This is a genomic window from Variovorax sp. SG517 (assembly GCF_013376045.1).
Classification (GTDB): Bacteria; Pseudomonadota; Gammaproteobacteria; order Burkholderiales; family Burkholderiaceae_C; genus Variovorax.
Map to the genome: position 1 here is coordinate 124,911 of NZ_JABMJG010000005.1, position 25,998 is coordinate 150,908.

General features: G+C 68.1%; 24 protein-coding genes and 1 pseudogene. 14 read left to right on the forward strand and 11 right to left on the reverse strand.

All coding sequences use genetic code 11. The annotated features are described in order from the left end of the window. The first annotated feature begins 174 nt into the window (after positions 1–174). Positions 175–561 carry a hypothetical protein gene (locus FHT32_RS35020; protein WP_176665690.1) on the forward strand — a complete coding sequence of 129 codons (387 nt, stop codon included), beginning with the start codon at positions 175–177 and terminating at the stop codon, positions 559–561. On the opposite strand, the pseudogene FHT32_RS16500 reads toward FHT32_RS35020, so the two are convergent. Continuing rightward, a pseudogene (locus tag FHT32_RS16500) lies at positions 513–1,652 on the reverse strand (YifB family Mg chelatase-like AAA ATPase); the annotation flags it as partial. The gene FHT32_RS35020 and the pseudogene FHT32_RS16500 sit on opposite strands and share 49 nt — an antisense overlap. Positions 1,653–1,866: 214 nt before the next feature. Between FHT32_RS16500 and FHT32_RS16505 the strand changes: the two are divergent. The 9 genes from FHT32_RS16505 to FHT32_RS16545 all read left to right on the forward strand — a co-directional run bounded on the left by FHT32_RS16505 (position 1,867) and on the right by FHT32_RS16545 (position 11,502). Beyond that, positions 1,867–2,745 carry a TorF family putative porin gene (locus FHT32_RS16505; protein WP_176665691.1) on the forward strand — a complete coding sequence of 293 codons (879 nt, stop codon included), beginning with the start codon at positions 1,867–1,869 and terminating at the stop codon, positions 2,743–2,745. Positions 2,746–2,812: 67 nt separating this feature from the next. Then, positions 2,813–3,151 (forward strand): P-II family nitrogen regulator, encoded by a 339-nt coding sequence (gene glnK, locus FHT32_RS16510; protein WP_007833403.1) that lies wholly within the window; start codon positions 2,813–2,815, stop codon positions 3,149–3,151. Between the two features lie 29 nt (positions 3,152–3,180). Continuing rightward, on the forward strand, positions 3,181–4,617 hold the full coding sequence (locus FHT32_RS16515; RefSeq protein WP_176665692.1) for an ammonium transporter: 1,437 nt from the start codon (positions 3,181–3,183) through the stop codon (positions 4,615–4,617). A 190-nt stretch (positions 4,618–4,807) separates the two neighbouring features. Further along, positions 4,808–5,740 carry an SMP-30/gluconolactonase/LRE family protein gene (locus FHT32_RS16520; protein WP_176665693.1) on the forward strand — a complete coding sequence of 311 codons (933 nt, stop codon included), beginning with the start codon at positions 4,808–4,810 and terminating at the stop codon, positions 5,738–5,740. Positions 5,741–5,773: 33 nt separating this feature from the next. Then, a complete protein-coding gene (locus tag FHT32_RS16525) occupies positions 5,774–6,658 on the forward strand; it encodes a LysR substrate-binding domain-containing protein (protein WP_176665694.1) in 885 nt (294 codons plus the stop codon). A gap of 129 nt (positions 6,659–6,787) precedes the next feature. After that, positions 6,788–8,290: an FAD-linked oxidase C-terminal domain-containing protein gene (locus FHT32_RS16530; RefSeq protein ID WP_176665695.1), complete on the forward strand. Its 1,503-nt coding sequence runs from the start codon at positions 6,788–6,790 to the stop codon at positions 8,288–8,290. A 298-nt stretch (positions 8,291–8,588) separates the two neighbouring features. Beyond that, on the forward strand, positions 8,589–9,698 hold the full coding sequence (gene glcE / locus FHT32_RS16535) for a glycolate oxidase subunit GlcE (protein ID WP_176665696.1): 1,110 nt from the start codon (positions 8,589–8,591) through the stop codon (positions 9,696–9,698). A gap of 23 nt (positions 9,699–9,721) precedes the next feature. After that, on the forward strand, positions 9,722–10,960 hold the full coding sequence (gene glcF / locus FHT32_RS16540; RefSeq protein WP_176665697.1) for a glycolate oxidase subunit GlcF: 1,239 nt from the start codon (positions 9,722–9,724) through the stop codon (positions 10,958–10,960). A 101-nt stretch (positions 10,961–11,061) separates the two neighbouring features. Next, entirely contained in the window at positions 11,062–11,502 is a 441-nt protein-coding gene (locus tag FHT32_RS16545; protein WP_176665698.1) for a carboxypeptidase-like regulatory domain-containing protein, read from the forward strand. Between the two features lie 19 nt (positions 11,503–11,521). Here FHT32_RS16545 and FHT32_RS16550 read toward each other — a convergent pair whose 3' ends face one another. The 3 genes from FHT32_RS16550 to lplT all read right to left on the reverse strand — a co-directional run bounded on the left by FHT32_RS16550 (position 11,522) and on the right by lplT (position 14,332). After that, the gene (locus tag FHT32_RS16550; protein WP_176665699.1) at positions 11,522–12,010 is read right to left on the reverse strand and encodes a glutathione peroxidase; all 489 of its coding nucleotides are present in this window, start codon (positions 12,008–12,010) and stop codon (positions 11,522–11,524) included. Between the two features lie 11 nt (positions 12,011–12,021). Beyond that, complete coding sequence (locus FHT32_RS16555) at positions 12,022–12,915, reverse strand: DMT family transporter (protein ID WP_176665700.1); 894 nt, start codon at positions 12,913–12,915, stop codon at positions 12,022–12,024. Between the two features lie 112 nt (positions 12,916–13,027). Next, positions 13,028–14,332: a lysophospholipid transporter LplT gene (gene lplT, locus FHT32_RS16560; protein ID WP_176665701.1), complete on the reverse strand. Its 1,305-nt coding sequence runs from the start codon at positions 14,330–14,332 to the stop codon at positions 13,028–13,030. Positions 14,333–14,534: 202 nt separating this feature from the next. Between lplT and alr the strand changes: the two genes are divergently transcribed. Both alr and FHT32_RS16570 read left to right on the forward strand, forming a co-directional pair. Continuing rightward, complete coding sequence (gene alr, locus FHT32_RS16565; RefSeq protein WP_176665702.1) at positions 14,535–15,635, forward strand: alanine racemase; 1,101 nt, start codon at positions 14,535–14,537, stop codon at positions 15,633–15,635. A 4-nt stretch (positions 15,636–15,639) separates the two neighbouring features. Then, positions 15,640–16,404 (forward strand): hypothetical protein, encoded by a 765-nt coding sequence (locus FHT32_RS16570; RefSeq protein ID WP_176665703.1) that lies wholly within the window; start codon positions 15,640–15,642, stop codon positions 16,402–16,404. Here the strand turns inward: FHT32_RS16570 and FHT32_RS16575 are convergent. Further along, complete coding sequence (locus tag FHT32_RS16575) at positions 16,346–17,311, reverse strand: LysR family transcriptional regulator (protein WP_176665704.1); 966 nt, start codon at positions 17,309–17,311, stop codon at positions 16,346–16,348. The two genes, FHT32_RS16570 and FHT32_RS16575, sit on opposite strands and share 59 nt — an antisense overlap. A gap of 117 nt (positions 17,312–17,428) precedes the next feature. Here FHT32_RS16575 and FHT32_RS16580 point away from each other — a divergent pair, with 117 nt between their 5' ends. Beyond that, positions 17,429–18,364 carry a DMT family transporter gene (locus FHT32_RS16580; RefSeq protein WP_176665705.1) on the forward strand — a complete coding sequence of 312 codons (936 nt, stop codon included), beginning with the start codon at positions 17,429–17,431 and terminating at the stop codon, positions 18,362–18,364. Positions 18,365–18,450: 86 nt separating this feature from the next. Next, the gene (locus FHT32_RS16585) at positions 18,451–19,308 is read left to right on the forward strand and encodes a hypothetical protein (protein WP_176665706.1); all 858 of its coding nucleotides are present in this window, start codon (positions 18,451–18,453) and stop codon (positions 19,306–19,308) included. A gap of 7 nt (positions 19,309–19,315) precedes the next feature. On the opposite strand, the gene FHT32_RS16590 is transcribed toward FHT32_RS16585, so the two are convergent. The 6 genes from FHT32_RS16590 to FHT32_RS16615 are packed head-to-tail and all read right to left on the reverse strand — an operon-like array spanning position 19,316 to position 25,887. Then, positions 19,316–19,987 carry a phytanoyl-CoA dioxygenase family protein gene (locus FHT32_RS16590; protein WP_176665707.1) on the reverse strand — a complete coding sequence of 224 codons (672 nt, stop codon included), beginning with the start codon at positions 19,985–19,987 and terminating at the stop codon, positions 19,316–19,318. 33 nt (positions 19,988–20,020) lie between these two features. Next, a complete protein-coding gene (locus FHT32_RS16595) occupies positions 20,021–21,256 on the reverse strand; it encodes a lipopolysaccharide biosynthesis protein (RefSeq protein WP_176665708.1) in 1,236 nt (411 codons plus the stop codon). Positions 21,257–21,261: 5 nt separating this feature from the next. Further along, complete coding sequence (locus tag FHT32_RS16600) at positions 21,262–22,587, reverse strand: hypothetical protein (protein ID WP_256099027.1); 1,326 nt, start codon at positions 22,585–22,587, stop codon at positions 21,262–21,264. Beyond that, positions 22,584–23,654 carry a glycosyltransferase gene (locus FHT32_RS16605; RefSeq protein ID WP_176665709.1) on the reverse strand — a complete coding sequence of 357 codons (1,071 nt, stop codon included), beginning with the start codon at positions 23,652–23,654 and terminating at the stop codon, positions 22,584–22,586. Before FHT32_RS16605 ends, FHT32_RS16600 begins: the two co-directional genes overlap by 4 nt. Positions 23,655–23,671: 17 nt before the next feature. Continuing rightward, positions 23,672–24,817: a polysaccharide pyruvyl transferase family protein gene (locus tag FHT32_RS16610; protein ID WP_176665710.1), complete on the reverse strand. Its 1,146-nt coding sequence runs from the start codon at positions 24,815–24,817 to the stop codon at positions 23,672–23,674. Continuing rightward, positions 24,814–25,887 carry a hypothetical protein gene (locus FHT32_RS16615; RefSeq protein WP_218088256.1) on the reverse strand — a complete coding sequence of 358 codons (1,074 nt, stop codon included), beginning with the start codon at positions 25,885–25,887 and terminating at the stop codon, positions 24,814–24,816. Before FHT32_RS16615 ends, FHT32_RS16610 begins: the two co-directional genes overlap by 4 nt. Positions 25,888–25,998 lie beyond the last annotated feature (111 nt).

Here is a 25,998-nt window from a genome sequence, read left to right on the forward strand (position 1 = left end):
TGCCCGAGCGGCTCCTGGGTCTCGGTCTTGCTGAGCGCATCCATGCACGGCGCGCCGCGCGGCTGGCAGTGCCTTCGAAGGACCCTGCGCCCGACCCCGGACCGGCATCCTGAATGCCAGGGCCATTGCGGCGTGGTCACCTCGCCTTGCCGAACGCGGTGAAAGCGGCGGTGCTTGATGCGCGCGAATTCCCGGTCGTGCTGGGGCGGCGATTGCACGATCATCCTGGGCTCGATGCTCGCGTTTCGGCGGCGCGGCCGCTACGGCCTGTTCTTCATCGACGGCAACGCCAATCTCTTCCAGCCCGAGGCGGAACCCAATGGTGGGGGCGCCTCAATGGACCTTACCCTCGTCACCGCTGGAGTGCAGCGTCAGCGAGCGCACGAGCCCGAAAACAGGAAAAGCTCAGCGAAACGTCGATGTTCCTCCAACGCCGAAGAATACAAGCTCACTAACTGCGATCGGGGCGAGATCAATAACTTTGGTCCAAGCTCATTAACTTTGACTCCCTACACCTGCTCCGGCGTGCAGCGGCAGGGCCTCGATGACGAGCCCAGATAGCCGCAGGGACAGGGGTTCATGGCCGCGACGAGCTGGAAGCGCGCAGGGAACTCCGCGCGCCGCGCGGCGCGGGCGATGGTGATCGTGCCGGTCTCCAGCGGTTCGCGCAGTGATTCGAGGGCGGATCGGGCGAACTCGGGAAATTCGTCGAGGAAGAGGACGCCGTGGTGCGCGCGCGAGATTTCTCCGGGGCGCGGCGGGGAGCCTCCTCCGACCAGCGCCACCGCGCTCGCAGTGTGGTGCGGCGCACAAGTGGGCCTCACGCGCCAGCGCTCGGTCGCGAAGCGCCCGCCCAGGCTCGCCACCGCGGCGCTTTCCAGTGCCTCGTCGATGTTCATCGCAGGCAGCAGGCCGGCGAAGCGCTGGGCCAGCATCGACTTGCCCGAGCCCGGCTCGCCCACCATCAGCAGGCTGTGGCCGCCTGCCGCGGCGATCTCGAGCACGCGCTTGACGCCGGTGTGGCCCTTGACTTCGGCGAGGTCGGCGTAGCGGGGCGGGTTCGTGTCGGGCACGGCGACGATGCGCGCCCACCCGTCGTCCGCGGTGTCGGGCAACTGGGAGGCTTCCTCGTCGGTCGCCACGAACTGGCGCACCACGTCCAGCAGGTGCTTCGCGCCGTAAACCTCGCCGCCCGGTACCAGCGCGGCTTCCTGCGCACTTTCCAGGGGCAGCACCAGCCGCGTCGCGACGCCGCGCGTGTGCAGCGCCAGCGCCATGGCCAGCGCACCGCGGACGGGCCGCAGCTCGCCCGACAGCGAGAGCTCCCCGGCGAATTCGTGGCCGGCGAGCTTCGCGTTGTCGATCTGACCGCTGGCCGCGAGGATGCCCAGGGCGATGGGCAGGTCGAAGCGTCCGGAATCCTTCGGCAGATCGGCCGGGGCCAGGTTGACCGTGATGCGCTTGTTGTTGGGGAATTCCAGCCCCGCGTTCTGAAGCGCCGAGCGCACCCGCTCGCGCGCCTCCTTGACCTCCGTTTCGACCAGGCCGACCAGCGTGAAGCTCGGCAGGCCGTTCGCAAGATGCACCTCTACCGTGACACTGGCCGCTTCAAGACCCAGCAAGGCGCGGCTTTGCACCAAAGACAGTCCCATTTTTCTCCCTCTCCCCAAGATGGTGCGCACTTTTTGGGCATTCCCGCGGTGGTGCGGCGCACCGTGCATCTGCAACCACTCGCAACAGGGGTTGTAACGATTTGGCTCTCAACCGCGGCGGGGCGAGGGCTGCGAGGGCCGGGATTCGTGCACTTTGGCACGCTCCCTGCTTTGAGCCCCTCGGTCCCACAACACACCTTCGAGGAGTTCCCTGATGACGCACCGTACCGCCGCCCAGGCGCTGATCGTTCTGGCCACCGCATTGACCGCGTCCGGCGCGGCCCTGGCGCAGACTGCAACGACCGACGCCGCAGCAGCACCGGCTGCGGCTCCCGCTCCGAACCTCACGGGCAATGTGTCGATCACCACGAACTACAAGTTCCGTGGCCAGGACCAGGACATGATCGGCAAGAACGACTACGCCAAGACCAAGGGCTTCAAGCCCGCGATCCAGGGCGGCCTGGACTACGCCTTCGGCGACAGCGGCTTCTACGTGGGCAACTGGAACTCCAGCGTCAACTGGCTCAAGGGCAACAGCATCGAGATGGACGTGTACGGCGGCTACAAGTTCAAGGCCGGCCCGCTGGACATGGACGTGGGTGCGCTCACCTACATCTACCCGGGCAACTCCGCCGGCAACACCACCGAGCTGTACGTCGGCGCCACCTATGCGAACGACAGCTTCGGCTCCTTCACCGCCAAGTACTCGCACACCGTGTCGAAGGACTACTTCGGCTACGCCGGCAACAAGGCCGGCTCGGGCCTGAAGGGCACCAACACGGGCTACCTGAACCTGTCGTACAGCAAGGAGATCGTGCCCAAGGTCACGCTCAAGGCTGCCGTTGGCTTCACCAACATGTCCAGCGACATCCGCAGCCTGGGCTACAAGAGCTACGTCGACTACAACATCGGCGCGAGCTACGACTTCGGCAACGGCCTGTCGCTGACGGGCTCGGTGCAGGGCGCCAACAAGAAGAACTCGTACCTCGCGGTGAGCAACCCGGGCGTCGACTTTGGCTTCGGCACCTTCGGCACGACCTACTACTCGCCGAACAAGGCCCGCTTCATCGTCACGCTGACGAAGACGCTGTAATCCGCACTACAACGAGGCGCGGCCCAAGCTGCCGCGCCACTTCATTTCCATCCGAAGGAGAAAACTCATGAAGCTGGTCACAGCCATCATCAAACCGTTCAAGCTCGACGAAGTGCGCGAAGCGCTGTCGGCCATCGGCGTGCAGGGGATCACCGTCACCGAGGTGAAGGGTTTCGGCCGCCAGAAAGGCCACACGGAGCTCTACCGCGGCGCTGAATACGTGGTCGACTTCCTGCCCAAGGTCAAGATCGAAGCGGCCGTCTCCGACGACCTCGTCGATCGCGTGATCGAGGCGGTGGAAGGCGCTGCACGCACCGGCAAGATCGGCGACGGCAAGATCTTCGTCTACAACCTCGAACAGGTCGTTCGCATCCGCACCGGCGAAACGGGCCGCGAAGCCCTCTGATCGAGTCCTGGCCCGAAAGAACAACGACTATGAAAAAACTGCTTGTCTCTCTTGCGCTCGGTTTGAGCGTGCTGGCCGCCGGTACCACCGGCTTCGCGCAGACTCCCGCCGCGGCAACGGCCGAGGCTCCGGCCGCGTCGGCACCCGCTGCCGCCGCGCCCGCTCCGGCTGCGGCGCCCGCAGCGGCAGCCCCGGCCGCCGCCGATGCTGCTCCCGCCGCCGCGCCCGCGGCCCCCGCTCCGAAGATCGATTCCGGCGACACCGCCTGGATGCTGACTTCGACCCTTCTCGTGATCCTGATGACCATCCCCGGCCTCGCGCTGTTCTATGGCGGCCTGGGCCGCTCGAAGAACATGCTGTCGGTGCTGATGCAGGTCTTCGTGATCTTCTCGCTGATCAGCATCCTGTGGGCCGTCTACGGCTACAGCCTGGCCTTCTCGGGTGACGGCAACTTCTTCGGAGGATTCGACAAGATCTTCATGAAGGGCATCACGCAGGAGACCTTCGGCGCGCTGACCACGATTCCCGAATACGTGTTCGTCGCCTTCCAGGGCACCTTCGCGGCCATCACCGTGGCGCTGATCGTCGGCGCCTTCGCGGAACGCGCCAAGTTCTCGGCCGTGCTGCTGTTCTCGGTGCTGTGGTTCACCTTCAGCTACGTGCCGATCGCCCACATCGTGTGGGGCGGCGGCCTGCTGGGCAAGGATGGCGCGCTGGACTTCGCCGGCGGCACCGTGGTGCACATCAACGCCGGTGTGGCCGGCCTGGTCGGCGCCTACATGGTCGGCAAGCGCGTCGGCTACGGCAAGGAAGCCTTCACGCCTCACTCGCTCACGCTCACCATGGTCGGCGCATCGCTGCTGTGGGTCGGCTGGTTCGGCTTCAACGCCGGCTCGGCCGGTGCTGCCAACGCCGTTGCCGGCCTGGCCTTCGTGAACACGGTGCTCGCCACCGCCGCTGCGGCCCTGTCGTGGATCCTGGGCGAGAGCCTGCACAAGGGCAAGGCCTCGATGCTGGGTGCGGCATCCGGTGCCGTCGCCGGCCTGGTGGCCGTCACGCCCGCCGCCGGCTTCGTCGGCCCGATGGGTTCGATCGTGCTGGGCCTGCTGGCCGGCCTGATCTGCCTGTGGGGTGTGGGCGGCCTGAAGCGCATGCTCGGTGCCGACGACGCGTTCGACGTGTTCGGCGTGCACGGCGTGGGCGGCATCCTGGGTGCCATCCTGACCGGCGTGTTCGCTGCCAAGGGCCTGGGCGGCACCGGCGGCGCGACCCCCGACACCTTCGCGATGGGCGCACAGGTCTGGATCCAGATCAAGAGCGTGCTGCTCACGATCGTGTGGTCCGGCGTGGTTGCCTTCATCGCCTACAAGATCGCCGACCTGACCCTCGGCCTGCGTGTGTCGGAAGAAGAAGAGCGCGAAGGCCTCGACATCTCTTCCCACGGCGAAACGGCTTACAACCGCTGATCTGCCTTGGCGGGCCTGCCGTCGGGCAGCCCGCCATCGAATGAACGACCACCACCACTTACAAGAAGAATTCTCCGTAACGAGTTTTTCAAGCGAGGTCTCCTTTGGATGTTCAGCCCGCCAGCGCTCCGGCGCCAGCGGGCATTTTTTTGCCTGCGGCCACGGCGGCCGGGAGCACAATCGCGCCACCATGTGGACCTCCATCGAAGACAGCCTCTGCGAGCTCGGCGAATCGCCGTTCTGGCATCCCGAAGAACGATCGCTCTACTGGCTCGACATTCCCGGCCGTGCCGTGCTGCGCACGCGCGGCGAGATCGGATCGCCGGGCGCGAAGGTCGAGCGCTGGCCCCTGCCCACCGAGCCCGGCTGCATGGCGCCCGCGCGCAGCGGCGGCCTGGTGATCGCGCTGCGCGACGGCATCTACCGTGCGCGCGAATGGGGCGGCGAACTGGTCGCGATGGCGCGCGTGGAGCACGACGTGCGCACCATGCGCTTCAACGACGGCAAGTGCGACCCGCTGGGCCGCTTCTGGGGCGGCTCGCTCAACGAGGCGAAGGACCGCGCCAATGCCGCGCTCTACTGCTTCGACGCGCGCCCCGACACCGATGTCTCGCCCACGCTCACGCAGATGGCCAACGAGTCCACCACCGCCAACGGCCTCGCCTTCTCGCCCGACGCGCGCACCCTCTACTGGGCCGACACCGCCGCGCACGTGGTCTGCGCATGGGACTGGGACGCCGAGGCCAATTCGCTCTCGCACGCCCGCGTGTTCCACCAGTTCGACGCCAAGCCCGAGGGCTGGAGCGTCGATGCGCCGCTGGGCTACCAGGGCCGCCCCGACGGCGCCACCGTCGATGCGCAGGGCCACTACTGGGTTGCCATGTTCGAAGGCGCGCAGCTGCTGCGCTTCGCGCCCTCGGGCGAGATCGTGGCCTCGGTGCCCGTGCCCGTGCAGTGCCCGACCATGCCCTGCTTCGGCGGCGACGACCTGAAGACGCTGTTTGTCACCAGCGGCCGCAAGGGCCGCCCCGCCGCCGAGATCGCGCAACGGCCCGCCTCGGGCACGGTGATCTCGACGCGCGTCGACACGCCCGGCCTGCCGGTCAGCTTCTTCGCAGACTAAGCTGAGCCGCAAACGGAGCACCGGGCGCGACGCATGGCCCTGCAGCACATCCCGCCGATCCAGTGCCTGCTGACCTTCGAGGCAGTGGCCCGGCTGCGCCACGCGGGCCGCGCGGCCGACGAGCTGTGCGTCACGCCCAGCGCTGTGAGCCACCGCATCCGGCAGCTCGAATCGCACGTCGGCTTCAAGCTCTTCGGGCGCGGCGACTTCAGCCTCACGGCCGATGGCGCAGCCTATCTCGCGAACGTGCGCACGGGGCTCGCCGCTCTCCAGGCGACTCCTCTGGGCGGCAGTTCCGCGCAGCGCGCCACGCGGCTGCGCATCGCGGTCACGCCCACCTTCAGCCGGCAGTTCCTCATGCCGAGGCTGGAGCTGTTCCGCAACATCTATCCCGACATCGAGCTCGTGCTGCAGGTGTCGATCCCGCTGCTCGACGTGACGGCCGAACAGGCGGATCTCGAAGTGCGCTACGGCCCCGGCGGCTATGCCGACTGCGAGCACCGGCTGCTGATCGAGGAGCAGGTGGTGCCCGCCTGCAGCCCGAGCTACCTCAACGAGTTCGGCCCCTTCACGGGCTTTCGCAGCGCGGCCGAGATCGCCGCCGCGCGGCTGATCCGCAGCCCGCTCGAACCCTGGTGCACCTGGTTCGCGAGCTGCGGCATCGACCAGCCCGAGCCCGCCATCGGCTCGCAGTTCAACGACCTGGGGCTCATGTACGACGCGGCCGCCAGCGGCTTCGGCGTGGCGCTGGTGCGGCAGAAGCTGGGCGCGGAGTGGTTCGAATCGGGGCGGCTGGTGGCGCTGTCCGACCAGGCCGTGACCTCGCCGCACCGGCACTACATCTGCTGGCAGCCGGGCACGCTGGAGCGCTGGGAGTGCGCGGCTTTTGCCGACTGGCTGGGGCAGAGCCTGCGCTGAACCGGACGGCCCGGCGCGAAGTTCTTTCAAGCGCACGGCAAAAAACCCTCAACCCGGGACCCCCGGAATGTCCGTAGAGTGCGGTAAACACGAGACATCCCGCGAGCAAGAAAGAAAAGAGGCCGCCGCATGAACGCGCCGCTGACCCCCACGCAACACGATTCGCTACAGAAAACGCAGCGCCAGTCGCAGATCGTCCGCGCGCTGCAGGCGCACCTGCCGGCCCACGCGCTGATCTGGCACGACGAGGACACCACCCCCTACGAGTGCGACGGCCTCACCGCCTACCGCGCCCGACCGCTGGTGGTGGCCCTGCCCGAGACCGAGGCGCAGGTGGCCGCCGTGCTCAAGACCTGTCACCAGCTCGGCGTGCCGGTGGTGGCGCGCGGCGCGGGCACCGGACTCTCGGGCGGCGCCATGCCGCACACCATGGGCGTGACGCTGTCGCTCGCCAGGTTCAACCGCATCCTGAAGATCGATCCGGTCAGCCGCACGGCCGTGGTCCAGTGCGGGGTGCGCAACCTCGCCATCAGCGAGGCGGCCGCGCCCTTCAACCTCTACTACGCCCCCGATCCGTCGAGCCAGATCGCCTGCACCATCGGCGGCAACGTGGCCGAGAACTCGGGCGGCGTGCACTGCCTCAAGTACGGGCTCACGCTGCACAACGTGATGCGGGTGCGCGGCTTCACGGCCGAAGGCGAGCCGGTCGAGTTCGGCGGCGAGGCGCTCGACGCGCCGGGGCTCGACCTGCTCGCGCTGGTCATCGGCAGCGAAGGCATGCTGGCCGTGACCACCGAGGTCACCGTCAAGCTGGTGCCCAAGCCGCAGCTCGCGCGCTGCATCATGGCCAGCTTCGACGACGTGCGCAAAGCCGGCGACGCGGTGGCCGCGGTGATCGCGGCCGGCATCATTCCCGCCGGGCTGGAGATGATGGACAAGCCCATGACCGCCGCGGTCGAAGACTTCGTGCGCGCCGGCTACGACCTCGACGCCGCCGCCATCCTGCTGTGCGAATCTGACGGCACGCCCGAGGAGGTGGAGGAAGAGATCGGCCGCATGACCGCCGTGCTGCGTGCCTCGGGCGCCACCGCCATCGCCTGCAGCAGCAGCGAGGAAGAGCGCATGAGGTTCTGGAGCGGGCGCAAGAACGCTTTTCCCGCCTCGGGCCGCATCAGCCCCGACTACATGTGCCTCGACTCCACCATCCCGCGCAAGCGCCTGGCCGACATCCTGCTGGCCATCCAGGAGATGGAGAAGAAGTACGACCTGCGCTGCTGCAACGTCTTCCACGCGGGCGACGGCAACCTTCACCCGTTGGTGCTGTTCGACGCCAACGACCCCGACGAGCTGCACCGCTGCGAGCTCTTCGGCGCCGACATCCTGGAGACCAGCGTCGCGATGGGCGGCACCGTCTCGGGCGAGCACGGCGTGGGCGTGGAAAAGCTCAACAGCATGTGCGTGCAGTTCACCGCCGCAGAGAACGAGCAGATGTTCGGCGTGAAGCGCGCCTTCGACCCCGAGGGCATGCTGAACCCGGGCAAGGTGATTCCCACGCTGCAGCGCTGCGCCGAGTACGGCAAGCAGGTGGTGCGTGGCGGCAGGCTGCCGCATCCGGATCTGCCGAGGTTCTGATGAACGCCGGCTTTTCTCTTTCAGGACGCGCTCACGACGACGGGGTACCTTGCTCCGCGAATGTCCCCCGGCCTTCGGCCTCCTCCTTTATTTCGCTGCGCAAGGCACCCCATCGTCGTGATCGTTCGGCAGGGCGCCTGAACCGCCGGCATGCGCAGAGTGCTCGTTGTGCGCAGGGCACCGGGTGCTCCCCGCAGCGAAATAGAGGAGGAGCCGAAGGCGGGGGACATTCGCGGAGGGGAGCACCCGGTGGCCTGTGCACGCACCCCGAACAACGACTTCAAAGACAGAGCCCACGATGAGCATCGACACCCCACTGAACCACATAGTCGAGCGAATTCGTGCCGCAGCTGCAGAAGCCACGCCGCTGTGCATCCGCGGCGGCGGAACGAAGGATTTCTACGGCGAGGCGCCGCAAGGCGAGCTGCTCGATATGCGCCCGCTCGCCGGCATCACCAGCTACGAGCCGAGCGAGCTGGTCGTCACCGTGCGCGCGGGCACGCCGCTGGCCGAACTCGAAGCGGCGCTCGCGGAGAAGGGTCAATGCCTGCCCTTCGAGCCGCCGTGCTTCGGCAGCGGTGGCACCGTGGGCGGCATGGTCGCCGCGGGACTCAGCGGACCGGCGCGCGCCAGCGTGGGCTCGGTGCGCGACTACGTGCTCGGCGCCACGCTGGTCAACGGCCGTGGCGAGGTGCTGAGCTTCGGCGGCCAGGTGATGAAGAACGTCGCGGGCTACGACGTTTCGCGTGTGCTCGCCGGCTCGCTCGGCACGCTGGGCGTGATCGCCGAAGTCAGCCTCAAGGTGCTGCCGGTGCCGCCCGCCGAGGCCACGCTGGAGTTCGCCTGCAGCCAGGCCGATGCGCTGCGACTGCTCAACGAATGGGGAGGGCGGCCGCTGCCGCTGAACGCGAGCTGCTGGTTCGAATATGCCGGCGCTGGCACGCTCTACCTGCGGCTGCGCGGTGCGGTGGCCGCCGTCGAAGCCGCGTGCGAACACCTGGGCGGCGAGCGCAAGGAAAACGCGCGCGCCGCGGCCGACTGGCAATCGCTGCGTGACCAGCAACTGCCGTGGTTCTCCACCGGCGAGGGCACCGACGCGCTCTGGCGCGTGTCGGTGCCGCAGACCGCGCCCGTGCTCTCCATCGACAGCGCTGCGCCGCTGATTGAATGGCACGGCGGCCAGCGCTGGTACAAGGCGCCGCCCTCGCAGGCCTCGCGCATCCGCGAGATCGCTCGCGCGGCCGGCGGTCACGCCACGCTGTTCCGCCTGCCGGGCTCGGGCACGCATCCCGGAGTGCCACGCTTCGATGCGCTGAGCGCGCCTGTCGAGCGCATCCAGCGCGCGCTGATGCGCGAGTTCGATCCGCACGGCATCTTCAACCGCGGCCGCCTGCTGCCCGCCAACTGACAAGAACAAGAACTCACGACGCCATGCAAACCGAGCTCGCCCCCGAATTCCAAGGCACCGACGAAGGCCGCGAGGCCGAGGCCATCCTGCGCAAGTGCGTGCACTGCGGCTTCTGCACCGCCACCTGCCCGACCTACCAGCTGCTCGGCGACGAGCTCGACGGTCCGCGCGGGCGCATCTACCTCATCAAGCAGGTGCTCGAGGGCAAGGCGCCCACGCGCAGCACGCAAATGCACCTCGACCGCTGCCTCACCTGCCGCAACTGCGAGAGCACTTGCCCGAGCGGCGTGCAGTACGGCCACCTGGTCGACATCGGCCGAAAAATCGTCGACGAGAAGGTGCCGCGCCCCGCGATGGAGTCCGCGCAGCGCTGGGTGCTCAAGGAGGGCCTGCCGTCGCCGCTCTTCGGCCCTGCGATGAAGCTGGGCCAGTCGGTGCGCGGCCTGCTGCCCGAGGCGCTGAAGGCCAAGGTGCCGGCGAAGCAGGAGGCCGGCGCCTGGCCCACCGCCACGCATGCGCGCAAGGTGCTGATGCTCGCGGGCTGCGTGCAGCCGTCGATGATGCCCAACATCAACGCCGCCACCGCGCGCGTGCTCGACGCGGCCGGCATCCAGGCGGTGATCGCGCCCGAGGCCGGCTGCTGCGGCGCGGTGAAGTTCCACCTGAACGACCAGGAAGGCGGCAAGGCGCAGATGCGCGCCAACATCGACGCGTGGTGGCCGCTCGTGGAGCGCGACGAGGTCGAGGCCATCGTCATGAATGCCTCGGGCTGCGGCGTCACCGTGCGCGAGTACGGACACATGCTGCAGCACGACGCGGCCTATGCGCTGAAGGCCGCGCGCATCAGCGAGCTCACGCGTGACCTGAGCGAACTGCTGCCCGACATCGTGCCTGCGCTGAAGGCCCGCGTGAAGGCGCCCGAGGGCGTGGTGGCCTACCACCCGCCGTGCACGCTGCAGCACGGCCAGAAGCTGCGCGGCGGCGTCGAGACGCATCTGCGCGCGCTGGGCTTCGACATGCGCGTGGCGATGAACGAATCGCACCTGTGCTGCGGCTCGGCCGGCACGTATTCGGTGCTGCAGCCCGAGCTGGCCTACCCGCTGCGCGACCGCAAGCTGGGGCACCTGAAGCAGCTTCGCCCGTCGGTGATCGCCTCGGCCAACATCGGCTGCATCACGCACCTGCAAAGCGGCAGCGGCGACACGCCGGTGCGGCACTGGGTCGAGCTGCTGGACGCGGCGCTGGCGCCCGGCAAGGGCTGATCGCAGGCATCGTCGGACAAGGGGGAGGGGGCTGGTCCGACTCGCGCGGCGCCGGTCCGCGGCGCATCATGGCTGCACCGAATCTGCAAGGAGAAAGCGCCATGTCCCATCTTCTGCCCGCATCCTTCACTTCCGCCGCGCTGCGTCGCGTGCTGCTGGCCTGCCTCTGCGCGGGCGGCGCGATGGCCGCGCAGGCCCAGGGTGCCATGCCCCAGTGGCAGGGCGCCGGCGCGGCGCGCTACGTGTGCGGCGGCATCGGCTCCGACGAATCGACGGCGATGCGCGCGGCCATGAAGGAGCATCCGCTCGCGCTGCTGTTCGCGCGCTCCGACGGCGCCTACCTGGCCAACGTCGACGTGACCATCAAGGGCGGCGACGCCGGCAGCGCCTCCGCGCTGGCATTCCGTGCGAGCGGCCCGGTCTGCCTGGTCGACGTGCCGAACGGACGCTACGTGATCGACGTTGCGGCGCCCGGCGGCGCGGTGAAGAGCCAGACCGTGACGGTGGGCGGCGGGCCGAAGACGGCCGATTTCAGGTTCTGATGGGGCTGAGGATGGTCGCTCAGGCCGCGGCCAGCGCGGCCTCGACGTCGCGCTCCAGCGAGGCCGGCGTGTCCAGCGGCGCGTAGCGCTTGAGCACCGTGCCGTCGCGGCCGATGAGGAACTTCGTGAAGTTCCACTTGATGGCCGTGCTGCCCAGAAGGCCCGGCTTTTCCTTCGTGAGCCACTGGTAGAGCGGCGCGGCATTGCTGCCGTTCACGTCGATCTTCTCCATCATCGGGAAGCTCACGCCGTAGTTCTTCGTGCAGAAGGCGCCGATCTCCTCGTTGGTGCCCGGATCCTGGCCGCCGAACTGGTTGGAGGGGAAGCCCAGCACCGCGAGGCCCTTGTCGGCGTACTTCTCGTGCAGCGCCTCCAGGCCCGCGAACTGCGGCGTGAAGCCGCACTTGCTGGCGGTGTTGACGATCAGCAGCACCTTGCCCTTGAAGGTGGAGAGCTTCACCGGCTTGCCGTCGATCAGGTTGGCTTCGAAGTCGTAGACGCTGGCCATGCTGTTTTTCCTCAGGTGGGAGACGAAGAGGCGCGATCATCGCGCTGCACGGGCGTTCGCGCAAACGCCGCCCAGACGGCGCCGAGCACGATCAGCGAGCCGCCCACGAGGATGCGCGGCTCCATCGCGGCCGCGCCCAGTGCCACGGAGGAGACGCTGGCGAACAGCACCTCCGACAGCATGATCACCGAGGTCGTGGAGGCCGCGAGCCGCGCTGCGCCGTACTGCAGGCACACGTTGGCGAGGACGAAGGCCGTGCCCAGCAGCGCGGCCCAGCCGAGCCAGCCGGACGAGGCGCGCAGCGGCGAATCGAACGCGCCCAGCGCGGTGCCGCCCAGCGCCGCGACGCCGGCCACGAAGGCGCAGCCGCAGAACATCGCCAGCGCGCGCGACTCGCCCGGCGCCTGCCGCAGGTGGCGCAGCGCGATGTTGGTGACGGCGAAGCCGAAGCCCGCCGCCACGCCCAGCCAGTCGGGCAGGCTCGACGGCACCGGCCAGTCGGTGCCGGGCGCCTTCAGCACCACCGCCACGCCGGTGAGCGCGAGCGCCACCCGCGCCAGCGCACCGCCGGTGGGCCGCTCGCCGAGCAGCAGCCAGGCCAGCAGTACGCTCCACAGCGGCATCAGGTAGAAGAGAAGCACCACGCGCACCACGTCGCCCTGCGTCACGGCCCAGTTGAAGCCCACGTTGGTGAAGCCGGCCGCCAGGCCCAGCACCACCAGCATCGGAAAGGCCGCGAAGCCTTTCCAGGCATGCCGGCGCAGCACACCCATCGGGACGGCGATGGCCAGGTAGATCAGGCAGGTGGTCCACAGCGGATGCAGGCCGTGGCCCGCGATCTGGCGGAAGGGGAACCAGGAGACGCCCCAGACGAAGGCGTTCAGTAGCAGGGCAAGTGCTGGCATGGGGACACGAATTCTTCAAGAGACACCGAGGAACCGGCTTCGCCGGGCCTCCGGTGTCGCCCCCGGCGAGGGGGTTGGCGCAGCGACACGAAGTGCGCGCAGCCTGGGGGAGTCAGTGATGTTTATCGCTGCGGGCGATGGCGAGCAGGTGCTCGACTTCCTCGGGATACTTCTTGAGGTTGTTCTCGTGCCAGCGCTTGATGATCCACATGCAGCCGGCCACCACCAGGCCGAAGGCGGTGATCGCGCCGTAGGCCGACAGGCCCAGGCCGGTGCACACGCTGTAGAAGCCGCCGAGCAGGAGGATGCAGGCCTGCTCGTTGAAGTTCTGCACCGCGATGGAGCGGCCCGCGCCCATCAGGTTGTGGCCGCGGTGCTGCAGCAGCGCGTTCATCGGAACCACCAGGAAGCCGCCCAGGCCGCCCAGCAGGATCAGGAACGGCACCGCCAGCCACACGTTGCCGATGAGGTTCATGCAGATCACCATCAGGCCCATCGCGATGCCCATGGGAATCACGCCCGTGGCCATGTCCAGCCGCATGCGCATCGAGGCGACGATGGCTCCCACGGCCGTACCGATGGTCACCACGCCCGTCAGCGCCGAGGCCTGCGTGGTGTTGTAGCCCAGCGCCAGCGAGGCCCAGGCCAGCACGATGTACTTGAGGTTGCCGCCCGCGCCCCAGAAGAGGGTGGTGGTGGCCAGAGAGATCTGGCCGAGGCGGTCGCGCCACAGGCGGGCGTTGCAGTGCCAGAAGTCGGGCAGCAGCGCCGCGATGTTGCGCGCCAGGCCTTGCTCGGGGTTGGAGCGCAGCGGGCGCATCTCGACGCCGGTGTGCGGGATTCGCGTGTTGAACCAGGCCGCCAGCACGTAGACGAAGATCAGTACCGCGATGGCCGCCTCGGCCGGCGTATCGATGCCGGTGTCGATGAACGGGAGATCGAAGGCCAGCAGCTTGCTGGAAATGGCATGTCCCACCAGCGAGCCGCCCAGCACGATGCCCAGCAGGATCGACGCGATGGTCAGCCCCTCGATCCAGCCGTTGGCCTTCACCAGCTGCGACGCCGGCAGCAGCTCGGTCAGGATGCCGTACTTGGCCGGCGAGTAGGCCGCCGCGCCCAGGCCGACGATCGAATAGGAAAGCAGCGGGTGCGAGCCGAAGAGCATCATCACGCAGCCCACCACCTTGATGGCATTGCTGATGAACATCACCTTGCCCTTGGGCAGGGCGTCGGCGAAGGCGCCCACCAGCGGCGCCAGCACTACATAGAAGACCGCGAAGATCGGCACCAGCGCCGCGCGCTGCCATTCGGGCGCGCCCGAACTTCGCATGAGATCGACCGCAACAACGAAAAGCGCTTGGTCGGCCAGTGACGAAAAGAACTGGGCCGACATGATCGTGTAGAAACCGCGCTTCATCGATGGGCTGGCTGGCCAGAGACGTAGATGAGGTCTGCTGGCGGTAGTGAAAAAGTGTCGCCAAGAGGGCGAATGGGCGGTTATAGCACGGGGGTGCGAGATCGAATCCGGCATCCCCACCGTGTTCGACCCCATTCCCGAAGATGCTAAAACGTGGTCTGCATTCTCCCCGAGCCCCCCACCGAGCCTCCCCGGAAACCCCATGCCGCGCCCCATCCTCGCCACCGTCCATACCGAAGCCCTGCGCCACAACCTCGAGCGGGCGCGCCGTTCGGCCCTCGAAGCCCGCGTCTGGGCCGTCGTCAAGGCCAATGCCTATGGCCACGGGATCGAGCGGGTCTACGAGGGTTTTCGCGGCGCCGACGGCTTCGCGCTGCTCGACCTGGCCGAAGCCGAGCGCGTGCGCGCCCTCGGCTGGCGCGGGCCGGTGCTTCTGCTGGAGGGCGTTTTCGAGGCCCGCGACCTGGAGCTGTGCTCCCGCCTCGACCTCTGGCACACCGTGCACTGCGACGAGCAGATCGACATGCTCGCCGCCCATAAGACCCTCAAGCCGCAGCGCGTGTTCCTCAAGATGAATTCCGGCATGAACCGGCTGGGCTTCACCCCCGAGCGCTTCGGCTCCGCCTGGACCCGCCTCAACGCGCTCACCCAGGTCGACGAGATTTCCCTCATGACCCACTTCAGCGACGCCGACGGCGACCGCGGCATCGCCCACCAGCTGGAGGCCTTCGAGCGCGCCACCCGCGACCTGCCGGGCGAGCGTTCCATCGCCAACAGCGCCGCCACGCTGCGTCATGCCGATCTCACGCGCGGCGACTGGGTGCGCCCGGGCGTCATGCTGTACGGCGGCGCGCCCGACTTTCCGCAGCACGACGCGGCCCACTGGCAGCTGCAGCCCACCATGACGCTGTCGACCAGGCTGCTGTCGGTGCAGACGCTGCAGGCCGGCGACACCGTTGGCTACGGCTCCAACTTCACGGCCGAGGGCCCCATCACCATCGGCGTGGCAGCGGTCGGCTATGCCGACGGCTATCCGCGCCACTGCGGCACCGGCACGCCGGTGCTGGTGAACGGCGTGCGCACCCGCATGGTCGGGCGCGTGAGCATGGACATGATCACCGTCGACCTCACGGGCGTGCCCGACGCGAAGTTCGGCAGCGAGGTCACGCTGTGGGGCAAGTCGGCCAGGACCGGCGCCGTGCTGCCCATCGACGAGGTCGCGCGGGCCGGCGGCACCATCGGCTACGAACTCATGTGCGCGGTGGCGCCGCGCGTGCCTTTCGCAGAGCCGGAACCCGCCTGAAGCCGTGAAGGTCCTTTCCAACTGGCGCTCCGTGCGCCTGTGGGAAACACAGGTGGAGCGCGAACTCCACCGCAAGTACAGCCTGCGCACGCACGGCATCCTCATCGGCAGCTTCACGCTGCTGCTGATGTGGGGCGTCTCTGCGCTGCAGATGCACCTGCTGCACGTCGATTCGCTCGCTGTGCGCTACTTCCTTACGCTGGGCGTGGGGTACCTGGGCTATCTGCTGGTGCTGCGCTGGTGGGCGAAGCGCCTCGTCGAGGAGCGCGGCCTCGATCTGAACGTCGACGCGCCCGACTTCGAGTTCGGCGGCGGACGCGGCGGCGGTTCGCACGGGCACACGAGCGTCGGCGAGGCTCCGGGCGATGGTGGCGGCGGTGGCGGCGGCAGTGGCCTCTCCGACATCGCCAGCGGCGCGTTCGACGTGGCCGGCGGCGCGGACGAGGGCGCGGTGGTCGTCATCCCGGTGATCGCCGTCTTCCTGATCTGCGCCGCCGTCCTGTTCGGCGCGGGCTCGCTGGTGCTGCTGTACTTCAGCTGGGACGCGCTGCTGGCCGTGGCCATCGAGATCGCGTTCTCCTACGTCTCGGCCCGCGCCGCGGTGCGCGTGGCGCGCGAGGGCTGGCTCATGGCTGCGGTGCGGCTCACCTGGAAGCCGCTGCTGGGCGCGGTGATCTGCGCGGTGGCGCTGGGCGCGCTGCTCGACCACTTCATGCCGCAGGTCGACTCCCTGCCCGAGGCGGTGCGCGTCCTGATGAAGAAGCACTGAGCGCGCTCGTCAGGTGATCGACCAGCGCCCTGCACTTGGGCGCCATGAAGCGGTTGGGCGGGTACAGGATGTACGCGTGGCCCCGGTAGTTTCCGCGGTACTCCCAGCCGGTCAGCACGCGCACGAGGCTGCCCGCGTCCAGCGCCTCCTGGGCGACGAAGGCCGGCACCACGGCCACGCCCAGGTCCGCCAGCGCGCCTTCGAGCCGCATCTCGCTGTGGTTCGAGACATAGCGGCCGCGCACGATGACTTCCGCTTCGTCCCCGCCTTCACTCTTGCCGAACCGCCAGTGGTTGTCGCGCTCGTGCTCGCCCAGCGAAAGGCAGCTGTGGGCGGCAAGATCGCCCGGGTGCTCGATGGGACCGTGCGCCGCCAGGTAGCGCGGCGAGGCGCAGAGGACGTGCGCCACCGGCATCAGTTGCCGCGCCACCAGCCCCTCGGGCGGCTTCGTCGTCAGCCGGACCACCAGGTCGACGCCTTCGCGGATTGGATCGACGTCGCGGTCGGCCACGATGAGCTGCACGTCCACGTCGGGGTAGCGTCGCAGGAATTCGAGGATGTGCGCATGCAGCACGCGCCGCGCGAAGGCCTTGGGCGCGCTGATGCGCACCAGCCCGCTCGGACCCGCGGCGAACTGCTGCCCGATCTCCATCGCGCCCTGCGCCGCCAGCACCAGCTCGCGGCAGCGCGCGAAGGCCTCGGTGCCCGGCTCGGTCAGCCGCAGCTGGCGCGTGGTGCGCTGCAGCAGCTGGACGCCGATCTCCTTTTCGAGCCGCTTCACCTGCCGGCTCGCCGCCGACGGCGTCATGCCCAGCAGGTCGGCCGCGGCCGAGAAGCTGCCGAGCTCGGCGACCCGCACGAAGGTCACCATCTCCGGCAGCACCTTGAGAAATGAATTCGTTCCCACGACGCAATAGTCCTGTTCCGGCCGACGCCTGTGCGGCCCGGGTGATGCCCGGAACAATTTCCTGCCCGGCGGATGCGTCGGGTTATCGGAAATGTTCACGGACGGCGCAAGCGAAGTATGGATTCAAAGACGAAGAGGCCGGCGGGCATCGGCCTCGCCGAAGTCATGCTGCTGCTGGTGGCCGCCGTGTGGGGCGGCAGCTATGCGGTGGCCAAGCAGGCGACGCAGCAGCTGCCGGTGCTGGAGTTCATCGCGCTGCGTTTCGGGCTGACCTTCCTCGTGCTGCTGCCCGCGCTGAAGCCGCTGTTCGGCGCCGGTTGGCAGCGGGGCCTTGCGGTGGGCGGCCTGCTCGGCGCGAACCTGCTGGCGATCTTCGTCTGCGAGACCTTCGGCGTGTCGCTCACCACGGCCAGCAACGCAGCCCTCCTCATCAGCCTGTGCGTCGCGCTCACGCCCTTCGTCGAATGGTGGCTGCTGGGCCAGCGGCCGGCGCGGCGCATGTTCTGGGCCGCCGGACTGTCGGCGCTGGGCGCGGCGATGCTCTCGGCCACGTCGCCTGCCGAGCTTTCGGTGGGCTGGGGCGACGGCCTGATGGTGATCGCGGCCTTCCTGCGCGCCGTGATGGTCTGCATGACGCGGCGGCTCGCCGGACACCACGCGATGCCGGCGCTGACGCTGACGGCGGTGCAGTCCGGCGTGATGGCCCTCGGCGCGGCGGTGCTCGCCCTGATCGCCTCGCCGGCCGGCGGCGCATGGCACGTTTCGCCCGCCACCGCTTCTTTCTGGTGGGGCATGGCCTACCTCGTGCTGCTGTGCACCGTCTTCGCCTTCTTCGCGCAGAACCATGCGGCCTCGCGTTCGAGCCCGAGCCGCGTGTCGCTGCTGATGGGCAGCGAGCCGGTGTTCGGCGCGCTGATCGCGGCCTGCGGCTTCGGCGAGCGAATCGGGCCGTGGGGCTGGGCAGGGGGCTTGCTGATCGTCTGCGCGGCGTGGTGGGTGACGATGCCGGCGAGGGAGGCTTCGGGCCAGGCTGTCGCCGGCGACACGGCCTGAGGGAGCGCGGACCCGCCGTGTCTCTTGCTGCGGACGATGGCGCCCGGCGCTCGGAGACAATCCGCGCCGGGAGGAATTTCGTTCACATGATTTCGAAGAAACAGGGAGCGCGCGCCGCCTGGCGCGCATGCGGCATCGCGCTGGCGGTAGCCGCCATCTCGGCGCATGCCGAAACCGACGCGGCGGCGCCGGCGGACCCGCAGCGATCGCAGGCCACGGAGGCCGTCGCAGAGGCACCCGCCGTGCCGGCCGCACCTATAGAACCGGCCGCACCCGCCGCACTCGCTGCGGCAGCCGCGCCGGCGGCACCCCAGACCCGCGTGCGCTTCGCCCGCGGCAACTACAAGCCGGGCATCGAACAGCTTCGCGTGGTCCGCCGCGAGAACACGATGAACAACATCGCGGGGCAGGTGGCGCTGAACATCGCGCTGTCAGTCATCGCGGGCGGCGTGAGCGTCGGCGCGCAGGGCTTCTCGAAGGACGATCTCGGCGGCACCACGCTGGAGGCGCTCAAGGACGACCCGCTGGGCGCCAACCCGGCCATCGGCGAGCTCAGCGATGCGCTCGGCAAGGTCGCCACCGACATCTACCGCAGGCGCGCCGAGGCCGCCTACGCCACGGCCCTGACCGACGGCTCCACGCCCGAGGAGATCGAGGAGGCGCGCAAGGTGCAGGCGGTGGCGGACACGCCGCTGCTTCCGGGCTCCTGGCACCTGGTCTACGAGAACCTGACCGGCTCGGACGAGCTGTTCCGCCTGAAGTTCGGCGCCGCGCTCGGCCGCGCGGGCTTCATGCGTCCGCCTGCCGAGTGCTTCTATCAGTCGGAGCCGGTCGCATGGAACGAATGGCAGGCCGACAACTGGCAGCGGCTGCGCGAGGAGCGCGCCAAGGCCGTGGCGCGTTGCACCGAGACGCTTTCGGCCACGCCCGAAAAGTTCTGGTGAACGCGTCCTAGGCCGCGCGGAACGCCTGCACGGCCGCGGGCTGCCGGTTCAGCCCCAGTTCGTCGTCGGCACAGAGGATGGCGAAGGCCCGGTGCTTCTCGCCGAAGCTCATGACGGGGCCGGCGTGGTGCAGCGACCGGTGGTTGAAGGCCACCACGTCGCCCGGGTCCACCTCGTAGCCCACGATGTCGAAGGCGCTCCGGTTGGCCTCGATGTCGGGCAGCTCGGGGGCTTGCGCCTCGTCGTCCGCCGCCGCGATCCAGCCGCGCCGGCGGTAGGCCGTCTTCCAGAGGTGGGAGCCGCGCACCACTTCCGGCGCGGTCTCGCGCGGCATGTGGTCCACCGCCATCCAGAGGTGGACGATGCGGTGGCTGTCCGCGAGGCCGTAGGACATGTCCTGGTGCCAGGGCGTCGCGGTCGCGGCGCTCACGTCCTTGTCGAAGAGCAGCTGGTCGCAGATCCAGCGCAGCCGCCGCGTCACGGTGAGCTGCCCGGCGATCTCGCTGGCGCCCGATTCGGACACCACGCGCTGCAGCATGCCGTCGTGCCGCTGCTCGATGCCGTCGCGCGCCAGTTCTATCCACTGGGGCGAGACGATCCCGCGCAGGCACACGACGCCATCCCGCAGGAACCGGAGGCGCTCGTCGAAGCTCACGCCGCGAAGCAGTGGGTTGCTCATAAGGATCTCCTCCAGCGCCGGACCCGTTCGGGCTCAGGCGCGTTGCTCCCCGTTCGCCCGCATCAGGAAGAACAGCCAGGCGATCATCAGTGCGGCCATGCAGGCGAAGCCCCACGTCATGGCGTGGACGGTCTGGATGTAGGAGACGGGCGTCCCGGCCGCGAGCATCGCGGCGGCGAACACCACCGCGCCGACCACCGAGCACAGCAGCAGGGCGCCGGGCCGCGAGGCTGCCCGGAAGCCGGTGCGCAGGCACATCGTCAGGCCGAAGATCGCGGGTGCGTAGAAGAAGGGCGAGAAATCCATTCCCCGGTAGTTCTCGCCGAAGGCCAGCACGACGAGGCGGGGCCCCAGCAGGCCCAGCACCACGCCCACGGCCTCGGCGACCACGAAGCCCAGCAGCACGAAGCCGGTGAAGTCGCGCAGGGACTTCTTCCTTTGCGCTTCCTGTGCCGACTTCCAGTTGGCCGCCAGCTGCGGCAGCAGGTAGTAGCCCAGCGCCGACAGCACGTACTGCATCGGCAGCAGGAAGGTGATGTAGATCTTCAGCAGGCCGCCCTGCTCGGCGTCGGCCGAGGAGCCCAGCAGCAGGATGGCGCCGCCCGTCATGATCCAGCTCATGAACTGCGAGAGGCTGGCCTTCCAGCCGTAGGCCATCGATTCACGGACCGTCAGGCCCTGCACGTCCCTGGCCGCCGGCAGCGGAAGAACCGTGTGCTTCAGGTTGCCCAGCACGAGGAGGAGAAACGGAATCTGGAGAACGGAAACCAGCAGCAGGGCCTCCCTCCAGCTCGCCGGCCTTTCGGCGCCGAGCACGACGACGTAGCCCGCCGCGATGAGCGCGCCCGTGACGCACAGCACGACGTAGCGCCGGCCCGCGAGCAGCAGGCTGCGCGAGATCCAGAAGATCTCGTAGCCCACGATGAGCGCCGCGCCTACACATTGCAGCTGCCCCGGAAAGGCCGCGACCTGCCAGGCCAGGTAGCCGAGCAGCGAGAACAGGACCACCAGCGCCCACGCCAGCCACGCGGTGGACCGGTCGGCGTAGTAGCGCCTGATGAGCAGGGGCTCGTGCACCATCGCCATGTGCAGGATGTACTGGAAGCTGACCACCGCCAGGAAGGCGGAGGCCACGCCGAAATCGGCAGGGGAGAGCACGCGCGCGAGGGCGAAGCTCAGCAGCAGCTGGCTCGCGCTGTAGATGCACTGGTCGGCAACGGCGAAGACCGGACCTCCGAGGCGCCTTGCCAGACCGGACAGACGTTTCATTCCACCTAGTCCGATATGGAAAGCAGTACGGGACTGGACGTCGCCTTGACGGTGAACCCCTCGCCCGAGCGGCTGCCGCAGCTGCCTTCGCGCATCACGGGAAAGAAATCGACGCGCGTGCACTTGCTGCCGCTCGCGCCCGCGGGGACCGACACGGTCTTCTCGCCGCCCTGCGTCCACACCACGTTCAGCAGCGACTGGCCGCGGCGCAGCACCAGCCGGTTCGCGCCGCCGGCGTCCTGGTAGGACACCTTCTGCGAGTGCCGGACGATCTTGAGGAATTCGGTGAGCGCCGAATAGGCCTCCTTCTTCTCGCCGCCCTTCGACTTGAGGCCGAAGTTGTCCTCCTTCGAGAAGTAGGAGTCGCCGCGGTCGCGCCAGGAGTAGAGGTTCAGCAGCCGGATGCCCGCGGCGGCGTTGATCAGGTATTCCCTGAAGATCAGCGAGGCCTGCGCGCCCTGGTCGCGCACCGGCATGTACGAGGCATAGCCCCACTCCGAAGCGACGATGCCGGTCTTGTTCAGCTGGCGGCGGTCGAGCTGCACGCGCAGCTTCTCGTAGTCGGCCAGCGCCGTCTCGGGCACCGAGCGGTAGGGGTGGATGGAGATATCCGTCAGGCAGTCGCTCTTGGCGGCGGAGACGAAGGCGTCTTCGAGCTCGGTAGGGACCTTGCCGTTGCTGCCGCCGACGAAGGGCAGCTTCGCGAAGCCGAACCCGACGATGATGTCCGGGCGGATCTGCCGCTGCGCCAGCTTGCTGCAAAGCGCCGAAGAGGCCGCCCCGAACTCCGGCACCAGGGCGGGCTGCAGGAAGGTCTTGTTGTCGGGCTCGTTCCAGATTTCCCAGACGGCTACGTCGGCCGAATGCGCCTTGATGAAGTCGCTCGCGAAGTCGGCGAACAGGCTTTCCTTGCCGGCATTGCCGGGGCCGCCGCGCAGGTCGCCGGGCTCGTGGCCCCAGATCTCCTTGCCGCCGAACAGCGTCACGATGGCGCCGAGCCTGGCCTGGCGCACGCGCTGGATGAGCTTCGGATAGTCGATCAGCGTCGGGTTGACGCTCTTCAGCGGAGGCCGCACGCCGAAGCGCACGAGCTCGAAGCCCGACGCGCGGATTTCGCGCAGGTCGTCGTCGGTGATGGTCGCCGGGTCGATCTGCACGCTCAGCGCGACCGGGTACTCCGAGCTCAGGGTGCCGATGCCCCGCGCCTCGGCCGGCCCGGCCGCCACGGCTGCTGCAGCCGCTGCCGTCGCGAGGAGCAGGGCGCCGAGCCCGCCGGCGAGCTTGCGGGAAAGAAGGCTGGGCATCGTCATGGAAGTCGTGGAGGTCTTCATGGCAGCACCGATTCCTTGTACAGGTCGACGATGGCGGCGTTCATGCGCTGCGAGGTGAACTTCTCCTCGAAGATCCTCCGCCCCGTCTGCCCCATCTGCCGCAGGGTCTGCTCGGGCATGCGGTCGATCTCGCGCAGCATCTGGTCGATGTGGTCCAGCTCGAAGAGACGGCCGCTGCGGTCGTTCTCGACGATGTCGACCAGGCCGCCCACGGCGGATGCGAACACGGCCTTGCTCCGCGCCATCGCCTCGACGGCGACGAGGCCGAAGCCTTCCCAGCGCGACGGAACGATGATGGCGTCGCACGTCTGGTAGACCGCGTCGAGCGCGTCCTTCTCGAGCCAGCCCTTGAATTCCACGCGCTCGGGCTGCGCGAGCTGGAGGTCCTTGCGCACCGCGTCGCCGACCACGATCAGCCTGAAGTCGGGCCGGACCCTGGCGTAGGCATCGAGCAGGAGGTCGATGCCCTTTTGCCGGTCGAGGCGGCCAACGAAGAGGATCGTGCGCGGCCCGGCTTCGCCGTCGCGAAGCGGCAGGCGCGCCGGCGCGGGGCCCACGGAGTCGATCCCGTTGGGAATGCAGGTGCACCGCCTGATGCCCGACTTCGACGCGATCCGCACCTCGTGGCGGCTGATGCAGATGATGGCGTCGCTGCGCGAGGACAGCAGCCGCTCGATCCAGCGGTAGGCCGACTTCTTGTAGCGCGACGCCGCCTGGTCGAATGCCCAGCCGTGGGAGCAGTAGACGATCTTCACCTCGCTGGGTATCTGGCCGAGCAGCGCCATCGAGCGCACGATGCCGCCCGCGATCGAGCTGTGCAGGTGCAGCACCGAGGGCCGCTCCGTCTCGATGATCTTCTTCACCCGCTTGGCGTAGCCCACCAGCGACAGCGGGCTGCGCGCGGTGGGCACCACGTGGGCGCTCTCGGGGTTCAGCCAGTCGACGTTGCCGGGCAGGATGAACTTCACCTGGCTGATCTCCGGCGAGTTCCGCTGGAAGTTCGAGACGATCCGGAGATAGGTCTCCAGTCCGCCCTTGAGCGTTTCCGCGACGTGCAGGACTTTCATGGGATTCACTCCTCGGCTCAGATCAATGCGTGGGTTCCGGCGATGACGGCGGACTGCAGCTCGTGCAGCCGCTCGCGGTCGTTTCGCGCCTGGAGCAGCGCCAGCACGGAGGCCTTCAGCTCGTCGTGCCGGGGCGAGAGGCCGAACAGGTGCTGGGTGCGGTTCGTGAGCTGGAAGAAGGACTCGACCTTCTTGTCCCAGTTCATGCCCAGCGAGGGAATGCCCAGGCTGTAGGCGACGATGTTCGCGTGCAGCCTGTGGGCGGCGATGCACGAGCAGGCGCTGATCAGCGAGACGAGGTCGTCGGGGCGCTTCGGAACGGCGAACGAGAAGTTCGCCGCCGTCGCGCGCGAGGAAATCTCGGCCAGGACCTTGTTGTCCTCCGCCGCGCCGTTCGTGAAGTACAGCACCCGGGCGCCTTCGGCCTGCAGCGCTTCGGCCAGGCCCGAGAAGAACTCCGCCGAACCGACGGTGCGCGTGCTGCCGTACTCGGAATTCATCACCAGGGCGTCGAGGCTGCTCACACAGATGCCCACGTCCCACTTCTTCTCGGGCGAGAGCTCTTCGGAGAAGGCGCTCGCGCAGACCAGCGCCGGATCGGGCACCACGCTGATGCGGCTGCGCGGAATGCGGAAGAAGGCGTGCAGGTTGTTAGCCGAATCCACGTCGCGCGTGGCATAGAAGACCGGCGCGGCGTTCTGGAGGAACTTGCCCACGAGCAGCTTTCCCCAGAACGACCACCTGGCCGTGACCCCCACCGACACCACCGCCACCTTCTTCCCGCGCAGCAGCCTGCCCAGGAAGAAGAGCTTGGACGGGAAGTTCAGCGCCACGTCGCAGAAGAGCTGGCCGCCGCCGACGATGACCAGGTCGGCATCGGCCACCGCGGCCTGCCATTGCCTGCGCCAGCTCAGCAGGTAGTTCTTCAGGCAGTAGGCGAAAACGATTGCGGAACGCAGCAGCGAAGGCAGCTTCTGGAAGATGCCGAACGCGCCGCCGCCGCGCAGGTTCGATTCGTCGAACGCGACGCGCCCGGCGATGTCGAGGAATTCGACCTTTACGCCCGGGTACTTCATGTCCGCGATGTGGGCCAGCGATGCCGCGATGACGCCGTCACCCAGGTTGTCGCTGAACGGCACCGCGCAGATCAGTATTTTTTTCATCTTTGAATTGGCCTGTTTCCGGAAACCTTGATGGCAATCAGATAAAGCATCACGGAGGTCAGATGCCTGGTGAAACTGCCGAGGTCCGGTTCGAATATCAATTGGACGAGGATGTGCGCGACGAAAAGACTGCCGAAGAAGCGGGGCTCGAATTGCCCCGGGTCGCGCTTCGACCTTCGCCGCGCCTTGTAGAGGATCAGCAGCATCGCGAAGATCATCAATTGCATGAACGCGTCGCTCGGCGTCTGGAAATAGATGACGGGCGTGATCAGCACCGTCGCCGCGTAGACGTAATTGGCCAGGAACCCGGGGCCGATGGCGGGCGACGCAATGTTGGTGAAAGCCGTGCGGTTGTCGCTGCCGATCTGTTCCGCATAGGCATTGGAGGTGTCGCGCGGCGATTGCAGCGTCTGCAAAAGGCTGGAAGGCGCTGCCATGACCGCGCCGGCGGCCAGAATGGCGGCCGCCACGTGGTATTTGAGCGGCCGGCGCCAAAGGTAATGCACGACGAAGAAGGCGCCGACGATCAGCAAATAATAATTGCGCACGAAAATCCCGTAGACGGCGTAAAGAGCCAGAAAAGCCCCGATGGTCAGGAATTTCGAGGTCCGGAAATAGATCGTCGTCACGGTGATGCACATGGTCATGATCAGCACCACCGTCTCCTTCGACGGTGCGAACATGTTCAGCATGATGCAGGGCGCAATGAGCAGCAGCCGCGAGAAGAAGTCGCCCGCCCTGCGGATGTTGTGCGTCGCGAAGAAAAGGAATATCGCGCTGCTGATGCAGGTGAAGACGTCGAGATTGTCCGACCCGATGATGCTGAACAGCGCGGCCGTGACGGCGAACGAATTGTCCATTTCGTCCGTTCCGCCGTAATTCAGGATCTCGAGGATCTTTGCCGAATCGACGCTCCATTTCTCGGGAAGCATTTCCCGGAAATATGCATAGATGATCACGTACACGAACACGATCAGCACTCCGGCAATCGAGTACTGGTTGAAGCGGCGCGTGCCTCTTCTTGTTGTTGTTCGTGCTGTCGCGGCCGGACCTGGAATGGCGTGGCTCATCCGCATGTGGATTCCAATCCGATCATTTGCAAAGCGAAAGAAGGTCTGTCCGGGCTTGCGGCACGGACTCCGTGGAAGACTTGCTCCGGCCGGCGCGGGCCGGAGCCGATC

What these genes read in the sequence shown, in the direction of transcription:
- FHT32_RS16505 (WP_176665691.1), top strand. Translation starts at nt 1,867, where the DNA reads ATGACGCACCGTACCGCCGCCCAGGCGCTGATCGTTCTGGCCACCGCA.
- glnK (WP_007833403.1), top strand. Translation starts at nt 2,813, where the DNA reads ATGAAGCTGGTCACAGCCATCATCAAACCGTTCAAGCTCGACGAAGTG.
- FHT32_RS16515 (WP_176665692.1), top strand. Translation starts at nt 3,181, where the DNA reads ATGAAAAAACTGCTTGTCTCTCTTGCGCTCGGTTTGAGCGTGCTGGCC.
- FHT32_RS16520 (WP_176665693.1), top strand. Translation starts at nt 4,808, where the DNA reads ATGTGGACCTCCATCGAAGACAGCCTCTGCGAGCTCGGCGAATCGCCG.
- FHT32_RS16525 (WP_176665694.1), top strand. Translation starts at nt 5,774, where the DNA reads ATGGCCCTGCAGCACATCCCGCCGATCCAGTGCCTGCTGACCTTCGAG.
- FHT32_RS16530 (WP_176665695.1), top strand. Translation starts at nt 6,788, where the DNA reads ATGAACGCGCCGCTGACCCCCACGCAACACGATTCGCTACAGAAAACG.
- glcE (WP_176665696.1), top strand. Translation starts at nt 8,589, where the DNA reads ATGAGCATCGACACCCCACTGAACCACATAGTCGAGCGAATTCGTGCC.
- glcF (WP_176665697.1), top strand. Translation starts at nt 9,722, where the DNA reads ATGCAAACCGAGCTCGCCCCCGAATTCCAAGGCACCGACGAAGGCCGC.
- FHT32_RS16545 (WP_176665698.1), top strand. Translation starts at nt 11,062, where the DNA reads ATGTCCCATCTTCTGCCCGCATCCTTCACTTCCGCCGCGCTGCGTCGC.
- FHT32_RS16550 (WP_176665699.1), bottom strand. Translation starts at nt 12,010, where the DNA reads ATGGCCAGCGTCTACGACTTCGAAGCCAACCTGATCGACGGCAAGCCG.
- FHT32_RS16555 (WP_176665700.1), bottom strand. Translation starts at nt 12,915, where the DNA reads ATGCCAGCACTTGCCCTGCTACTGAACGCCTTCGTCTGGGGCGTCTCC.
- lplT (WP_176665701.1), bottom strand. Translation starts at nt 14,332, where the DNA reads ATGAAGCGCGGTTTCTACACGATCATGTCGGCCCAGTTCTTTTCGTCA.
- alr (WP_176665702.1), top strand. Translation starts at nt 14,535, where the DNA reads ATGCCGCGCCCCATCCTCGCCACCGTCCATACCGAAGCCCTGCGCCAC.
- FHT32_RS16580 (WP_176665705.1), top strand. Translation starts at nt 17,429, where the DNA reads ATGGATTCAAAGACGAAGAGGCCGGCGGGCATCGGCCTCGCCGAAGTC.
- FHT32_RS16585 (WP_176665706.1), top strand. Translation starts at nt 18,451, where the DNA reads ATGATTTCGAAGAAACAGGGAGCGCGCGCCGCCTGGCGCGCATGCGGC.
- FHT32_RS16590 (WP_176665707.1), bottom strand. Translation starts at nt 19,987, where the DNA reads ATGAGCAACCCACTGCTTCGCGGCGTGAGCTTCGACGAGCGCCTCCGG.
- FHT32_RS16595 (WP_176665708.1), bottom strand. Translation starts at nt 21,256, where the DNA reads ATGAAACGTCTGTCCGGTCTGGCAAGGCGCCTCGGAGGTCCGGTCTTC.
- FHT32_RS16600 (WP_256099027.1), bottom strand. Translation starts at nt 22,587, where the DNA reads ATGAAGACCTCCACGACTTCCATGACGATGCCCAGCCTTCTTTCCCGC.
- FHT32_RS16605 (WP_176665709.1), bottom strand. Translation starts at nt 23,654, where the DNA reads ATGAAAGTCCTGCACGTCGCGGAAACGCTCAAGGGCGGACTGGAGACC.
- FHT32_RS16610 (WP_176665710.1), bottom strand. Translation starts at nt 24,817, where the DNA reads ATGAAAAAAATACTGATCTGCGCGGTGCCGTTCAGCGACAACCTGGGT.
- FHT32_RS16615 (WP_218088256.1), bottom strand. Translation starts at nt 25,887, where the DNA reads ATGAGCCACGCCATTCCAGGTCCGGCCGCGACAGCACGAACAACAACA.